Genomic DNA, 6,819 nt, shown 5'->3' on the forward strand with positions numbered 1-6,819 from the left:
GGGACTTCTACGAGGGCGACCTCGCCGCCGCGATCGACCGCCACGCGCGCGAGACGGGCGGACTGCTGCGCGCCTCGGACCTCGCCGCGCACGCCACCGAATGGGTGCAGCCCATCCGCGCCGGCTACAAGGACCACGACGTGTGGGAGATCCCGCCGAACGGGCAGGGCATCGCGGCGCTCGTGGCGCTCGGCATCCTCGACGGACTCGACCTGCCCGCGCGCCGCGACGACGAGCGCGGCCTGCACCTGCAGATCGAGGCGATGAAGCTCGGCTTCGCGGACGCGCACCGCTTCGTGGGTGACCCACGGCACGTCGAGGTCCCCACCGACGCCCTGCTCGACCCCGCCTACCACGCGCGTCGCCGCGCCCTCATCCACGAGCGGGCGCTGCCCCCGCAGGCGGGCGACCCCGCGTCGCACGGCACCGTCTACCTCTGCGCCGCCGACGGCGAGGGCGGCATGGTCAGCTTCATCCAGAGCAACTACATGGGCTTCGGGAGCGGCGTCGTCGTGCCCGGCACGGGCGTCGGACTGCACAACCGCGGTCACAACTTCACCCTGGAGGAGGGACACCCGAACGAGCTCGCGCCCGGCCGCAGGCCCTACCACACCATCATCCCGGGCTTCCTCACCCGCGAGGACCGCGCGGTGGGCCCCTTCGGCGTGATGGGCGGCTTCATGCAGCCGCAGGGGCACCTGCAGGTCGTGGTGAACACCCTCGACTACGGCATGAACCCGCAGGAGGCGCTCGACGCCCCGAGGTGGCAGTGGACGGGCGGCCTCACGGTGGAGGTGGAGCACGCCCTGCCCGCGCAGGTGGCGCGCGCCCTGCAGGATCGCGGGCACGACGTGCGCGTCCAGCTCGAATCGGGCGCCTTCGGACGCGGCCAGATCATCTGGCGTGACGACCGCGGCGTCCTGACGGGCGGCAGCGAGGGCCGCACGGACGGGCAGGTCGCGGCCTTCTAGCCGCCCGGTGTGACCGCGCCCACCTTCCCCCCGCGTCGGGGGAGGGTGGGCGCGCAACTTCACGGGTCCTTCACCCGTACTGCCCCTCGTATGAGCTTCCTCGGAAAGATGTTGGCCAGTGTGGGCATCGGCGCGGCGCGTGTGGACACCCGACTCGACAGGACGGAGGTCCGGCTCGGAGAGAACCTGCGCGGACACGTGCTGATCGAGGGGGGCAACGTGGCGCAGACGATCGAGTACGTCGCCCTGCACGTCATGACGCGTGTGAAGCACGACGAGCACCACGACAACGAGTCCGCGCTGGAGTTCCGCCTCGGCGGGCCCGTCGACGTGCGGCCCGGCGAGCGCGTGGAGCTCCCCTTCGACGTGACCGTCCCGTACCACGCGCCCCTGTCGCTGCCCGGCACGGACGTGTGGCTCCACACGGGCGCGTCCGTCTCGGGCGTGGACCCCACCGACCAGGACCGCCTCGTGATCCTGCCCAACGCGCCCGTGGAGGCCCTCCTGAGGGGCGCGGAACGTCTCGGGCTGCGCCTGCGCCGCTCCGAGGTGGAGCGCGCGCACGGCTGGGGCCGCGGCCTCGTGCAGGAGCTGGAGTTCCACCCGCCCTACGGGTTCGGCGTGACGGAGGTGGAGATGGTGCTCTTCCCGGGCCGTGACCACGTGGAGGTGATCCTGGAGGTGGACCGCCGCGCGCGCGGCGTCGCGAGCCTCTTCGTGGGCGAGTTCGAGTCCCGCTCGCGCTGGCACGTCACGCCCGACCTCATCGCGCGCGGTCCGGACGCCGTCGCGCAGGAGCTCGCGCGGCGTATTCGGCGCACCTGAACGTCTGACCGCTGACACCTGCTACCTTCTCCCCATGACCAGCGACCCCGCACCGCGCCTCCTCACCGCCGACGTCGTCTACACCGGGATGGGCCTGCCGAGGTCCGGCGGGGGCGTCGTCGTCTCGCACGGCGTGGTGGCCGCCACGGGCGACCTCGCGGACCTGCGCGCGTCCTTCCCGCACGCCCGGGAGGAACGCGCGGGCGAGGTGATCGCGCCGCCGCCCGTGAACGCGCACACGCACCTCGACATGTCCCTGTACCCCTTCCGGGCGTTGCCGTACTTCCGCTGGATTCCCGAGGTGGTCATCCCGAACGCGGGCCTGCGCGGCCTGGACGGGGCGCGGCGCGGCCTGGAGGCGCTCGCGGCGAGCGGCACGCGGGTGGTGGGCGACATCGTGTGGCATCCCGACGTGATGGACCTGCTGCTCGGCACGCCGGGCCTGTCGGGCGTGGCGTACTGGGAGGTCCTCGACCCGAACCCCGGGACGGCCGACGCGACCTTCCGCGCCGCCGTGGAACGCGTCGAGGGCTGGCGAAGGAAGGAGGGCGCGAACGGTGTCCGCGTCGGGATCAGCCCGCACGCCACGTACACGGTGTCGCACCGCCTCTTCACGCTCCTCGCGCGGTACGCCCGGCAGGAGGGCCTGCCGATGCAGATCCACGTGGCCGAGCACCCCAGCGAGTTCGAGCTCTTCCGGACCGGGCAGGGCGCCCTGCGCGCCACCTTCGACCGCATGAAGCGCCCCTACACCTTCGAGGACACCCTGGGCCGCCTGCCCGGTCCGGACCTCACGCCCACGTCCTACCTCGCGTCGCTCGGGGTGCTCGACGCCCGCCCCACCCTGATCCACATGGTGCACGTCACCGAGGACGACGTGCGCGCCGTCGCGTCCTCCGGCTGCGCCGTCGTGACCTGCCCGCGCAGCAACGCGAACCTGGAGTGCGGCACCTTCGACTGGGCCCTGTTCGCCCGGCACGGGGTGGAGGTGGCGCTCGGCACGGACTCCGTCGCGTCCGGCGAGACGCTCGACGTCCACGACGAACTGCGCTTCGCCCGGACCGTGCACCCCGCGCTGGACGCGCGGACGCTCGTGCGGGCCGCCGTGAAGGGCGGCGCGCGCGTGGTGGGGGAGAAGGTGCCCTTCATCCGCCGGGGCGAGACGTGGCGGGAGGAATGGGTGTGGGGGGAGGCGTTGGTGCGGTAGTTGCCGCGCAGGCAGCGAGACATGGGAAACTGGGAAGAGTACATTACCTCAATTGTTTATGGACTTTTTTACTATTGTTCTACAATCAAGCCAGTTTTCGTTCCAGTATCCGGCGAAATTAGCAGCTGCGCAAGCCTCTTTACGAAGAGTCGTGCAGACGATGTCTCAGATATATTTCAATGACAAATCTATTATTGAAGGCGGGGAGGAATTAGAGCGGGTATATACAGATATCAAACTGGTTTTTTATTGCTTCAGGTATCTGCAAAATAGCTACATGAATCGAGAAAACCTACAAACAGCTGTAACTGCCGTTAAAAAGCTAAAGCAGATCGTGCAGGAGTTGGAAAAAATTCGAGATCGAGCAGACATGGACGACCGGCTGTTCTTGACTGTGCACGTCGAGAAACTCAGTCAGGCTGTAAATGACGTAACTCCTGACGTGTAATTAAAAAAGGTGCCACGGATATCCGTGGCACCTTTTTTAATTACCTCTTCGCTTACTTGATGTAGACGAGCGGCAGGGCCGAGAAGCCGTAGTAGCTGCTCATGAGGTTCTTGGGGTACACGCCGCCGATGCGGTTGTTGTACGTGACGTTGTACGCGGGGCCCGCGAGGTACACGACGGGCTGCAGGTCGCTCTCGAGGTTCGCGAGCTGGTAGCTGATCTGACGGCGCTTGGCGGTGTCCGTCTCAGCCTGACCCTGGAAGTACAGCTTCTCCATCTGGGTCTCGACGGGGTCGACGCACTTGCCGCTCATGTTCCAGAAGTGCAGGCCGCCGTCGCAGGGCATGACGTTGCTGCCGTAGGGCCAGATGTTGTCGCCGCCGGAGAGGCCGAGCAGGATCGCGTCGAAGGGACGCTTGTCGCTCTGCGCGGTGAGGGCGTCGACGAGCTTGTTGAAGTCGATCGGCTGGAAGTTGACCTTCACGCCGGCCTTCTTCGCCTCGTCCGCGAAGATGCGCGCCATCTGCTCACGCTCGTTGTTGCCCGCGTTGGTCGTCAGGTCGAACTCGATGCGCTTGCCCGCGTCGTTGACGAGGTAGCCCTCGCTGTCCTTCTTGGTGTAGCCGAGCTGCCCGAGGAGCTTCTGGGCCTGCGCGACGTTGTAGTCGAACTTCTTGAGGTCCTTCGGGATGAAGTTCGCGAAGATCGGGTACACGCTGGTGTAGGTGGGCGTGCCGAGGCCGCCGTACACGAGCTTGACCATCGCGTCGCGGTTGGCGAGGTGGCTCATCGCCTGACGGAAGGTCTTGTTGCGGAACAGGGCCTGCTTGTCGGCGTCGTCGGCCTTGTTCCAGTTGAAGACGATCCACTGGCTGCTGGCCTGCGCGCCGATGTTGGGCAGCAGCGTCGCCTTGAGCTGGCCGCCGTCGATGGCCTTCTTGATCTGCGCGAGGTTGTCGGCCTTCGTGGCGGGGCCGACGTCGATCTGTCCGGACAGGTACGTCGCGAGGGCGTTGTTGAGGTCCTTCACGATGCGGAAGGACTGCCCGTTGAGGTACGGGAGGGCCTTGCCGGCGCTGTCCTTGTTCCACTCGCCCCAGTACTTGTTCTTCACGAAGGTGGCGCGCTCGCCGGGACGGTAGCCGGAGAGGACCCACGCGCCGGGCGTGACGATGTTCTTCGCGGGGGTGTTCAGGCCGTAGAGCGCCTTGATGGCGGCGGCGCCGCCCGAGCGGTAGGCCTTGCCGAACACGTGGTCGGGCCACGGGGCGAAGGTCAGCTTGCTCATCGCGGTGGCGTCCGCGACGGGGAAGTCCACCTGAAGCTGGTAGGTGCCGAGCTTCTTGAGGGTGACGGGCTTGCCCTGGATGAAGAAGGAGTCGCGCGACTGGCTGCCGACCTTCTCGTCGGTGTGGATCTTCCAGGTGGTGATCCAGTCGTCGGCGGTGATCTCCTGACCGTCGCTGAACTTCATGCCCTTGCGGAGGACGAACGTGTAGGTCTTGCCGCCGTTCGACATCTTCATGGACTCGGCCATGTAGGGGATGAATTCGTCGTTGCGGGGGTCCTGCTGCACGAGCCCGGAGGTGCCGAGGCTCATGATGTCGGGGATGCTGCCCGCCTCGGCGCTGGTGAAGGGGTTGTAGGTCTTGAAGTCCGACAGCTGGTAGTTGCGGAACTCCCCACCGGTCTTCGCGCTGCGGGCCGGGGTGTCCGACCACGCGGCAGGCCACACGAAGGGCTTCGTGACCTTGGTCTGGGCGGAAGCGGCGCCGACGAGAAGCACGGCGGACATGACAGCGAACGGGATCGCGCGCATAAGTTTCCTCCTGGACTCGCAATCTAGCGACACGGCATGAGAAGGTTCACTCGGTTGTCTGACGCGGATTAGTTACGAGAACCGTGAAGCAGAATAACGGTCGGTCGTGAGGGACACAAGCCGCACGAACGGGCGTTCGGGACGTTAAGGATGCATGAACATGCGCCCGTGTCCCGGACGGTATTCACCCGTCGTCTCCGACGGCGTCCGGACGGAGCCGCGCCTCGATGGCTCGCGCGTGCGCCTCCAGCCCCTCGGCCCGCGCGAGCCTCGCCGCGTGCGGACCCACCTCGCGCAGGGTCCGCTCGTTCACGCCGACCACCGAGATGATGTTCTGGAAGTCGCGCACGTTCACGGGACTCAGGAAGCGCGCCGTGCCGCCCGTCGGCATCACGTGGCTCGGGCCCGCCACGTAGTCGCCCAGCGCCTCCATGCTGGCCTCCCCGACGAACACGCCGCCCGCGCGCCGCACGCGCCCCACGTGATCCCACGGGTCGGCGATCAGCAGACACAGGTGCTCCGGCGCGTACAGGTTCGCGAGGTCGAAGGCCTCGTCCAGGGACGCCGCCAGCACCACCTTCGCGCGCGCCGAGACACTGTCGCGCGCCCACGAACGGTTCGGCTCCGGCAACGCCTCCAGCTGCAGGTGCAGCTCTCGCTCCACCTCCACGAGCAGGTCACGCGAGGTACTCACCAGGACCGGCTCCGCCCCGAGATGCTCGGCCTGCGCGAGCAGGTCCGCCGCGACGAAGCGCGCGTCCGCGTCCCCGTCGGCGAGCACCAGCGTCTCCGTCGGGCCGGGCAGGCTCTCGATGCCGACCGCGCCGTACACCGCGCGCTTGGCGAGCACCACGAAGAGGTTGCCGGGCCCCGCGATCTTGTCCACGGCGGGCACGCTCCGCGTGCCGAACGCGAGGGCCGCCACGGCCTGAGCGCCGCCCACGCGGTACACGGCGCTCACACCGACCTCGCGCGCCGCGACGAGGATCGCGGGGTGCACGCGGCCCTCCCGGTCGGGCGGGGTCGTCACGACGATCTCGGGCACGCCCGCCACCTTCGCGACCGTGGCCGTGTGGATCAAACTGCTCACGAGGGGCGCGAGTCCGCCGGGCACGTACACCCCGACGCGCTCCACGGGCCGCACCATCTGCCCGAGCGCGCCGCCCGGACCGAAGTCCGTCCAGCCGTGCGCGGGCTGACGCTCGTGGAAGGCGCGGACCCGCGCGACGGCCACGCGGATCGCCTCGTGCAGTTCGGTGGGCACCGTCGCCGCGTCGATCTCGGCGCGCGGCACCTCCAGCGCGTCGATCTCGGCACCGTCGAGGACGCGGGTGTGGTGCCTCAGCGCCTCGTCGCCGCGCGCGCGGACGTCCGCGAGGATGCGGCTCACGACCTCGTCGGGCGTGAGCCGCTCCCCGAAGGTCCGCTCGATCCGGTCGAGGACCGCGTCCGGGACGGAGGTCTGGGCGAAGGTGCGCGTGAGGGCCGCGCGGGCGTCAGGGCCGGTGAGGACGTTCATGCCCCATAAGATACAGAGACGCGCCACCGG

At 68.5% G+C, this 6,819-nt stretch carries 6 protein-coding genes; 4 read left to right on the top strand and 2 right to left on the bottom strand.

From position 1 onward, the window contains the following. The 4 genes from DEIPI_RS31080 to DEIPI_RS37815 form a co-directional block, all read left to right on the top strand. The coding region (locus DEIPI_RS31080; protein WP_211238293.1) for a gamma-glutamyltransferase family protein at positions 1-971 on the top strand (971 nt) is incomplete at its 5' end. Positions 972-1,079: 108 nt separating this feature from the next. Beyond that, a complete protein-coding gene (locus tag DEIPI_RS0113600) occupies positions 1,080-1,796 on the top strand; it encodes a sporulation protein (RefSeq protein WP_245588565.1) in 717 nt (238 codons plus the stop codon). 34 nt (positions 1,797-1,830) lie between these two features. After that, the gene (locus tag DEIPI_RS0113605) at positions 1,831-3,003 is read left to right on the top strand and encodes an amidohydrolase family protein (RefSeq protein ID WP_027482120.1); all 1,173 of its coding nucleotides are present in this window, start codon (positions 1,831-1,833) and stop codon (positions 3,001-3,003) included. A gap of 58 nt (positions 3,004-3,061) precedes the next feature. Beyond that, positions 3,062-3,451, top strand: a complete 390-nt coding sequence (locus DEIPI_RS37815) for a hypothetical protein (RefSeq protein WP_157463649.1) — start codon at positions 3,062-3,064, stop codon at positions 3,449-3,451. Positions 3,452-3,503: 52 nt separating this feature from the next. On the opposite strand, the gene DEIPI_RS0113610 is transcribed toward DEIPI_RS37815, so the two are convergent. After that, positions 3,504-5,270, bottom strand: coding sequence for an ABC transporter substrate-binding protein (locus DEIPI_RS0113610; protein ID WP_027482121.1), 1,767 nt, complete (start codon positions 5,268-5,270; stop codon positions 3,504-3,506). A 184-nt stretch (positions 5,271-5,454) separates the two neighbouring features. After that, on the bottom strand, positions 5,455-6,789 hold the full coding sequence (gene hisD, locus DEIPI_RS39860; RefSeq protein WP_027482122.1) for a histidinol dehydrogenase: 1,335 nt from the start codon (positions 6,787-6,789) through the stop codon (positions 5,455-5,457). Between the last annotated feature and the right edge of the window lie 30 nt (positions 6,790-6,819).

This window comes from Deinococcus pimensis DSM 21231 (genome assembly GCF_000519345.1).
In the GTDB taxonomy this organism is placed as follows: Bacteria; Deinococcota; Deinococci; order Deinococcales; family Deinococcaceae; genus Deinococcus_A; species Deinococcus_A pimensis.

Bases quoted from the DNA above. Each gene is read 5' to 3' on its own strand.
- DEIPI_RS0113600 (WP_245588565.1), top strand. From the start codon at position 1,080: ATGTTGGCCAGTGTGGGCATCGGCGCGGCGCGTGTGGACACCCGACTC.
- DEIPI_RS37815 (WP_157463649.1), top strand. From the start codon at position 3,062: ATGGACTTTTTTACTATTGTTCTACAATCAAGCCAGTTTTCGTTCCAG.
- DEIPI_RS0113610 (WP_027482121.1), bottom strand. From the start codon at position 5,270: ATGCGCGCGATCCCGTTCGCTGTCATGTCCGCCGTGCTTCTCGTCGGC.
- hisD (WP_027482122.1), bottom strand. From the start codon at position 6,789: ATGAACGTCCTCACCGGCCCTGACGCCCGCGCGGCCCTCACGCGCACC.
- DEIPI_RS0113605 (WP_027482120.1), top strand. From the start codon at position 1,831: ATGACCAGCGACCCCGCACCGCGCCTCCTCACCGCCGACGTCGTCTAC.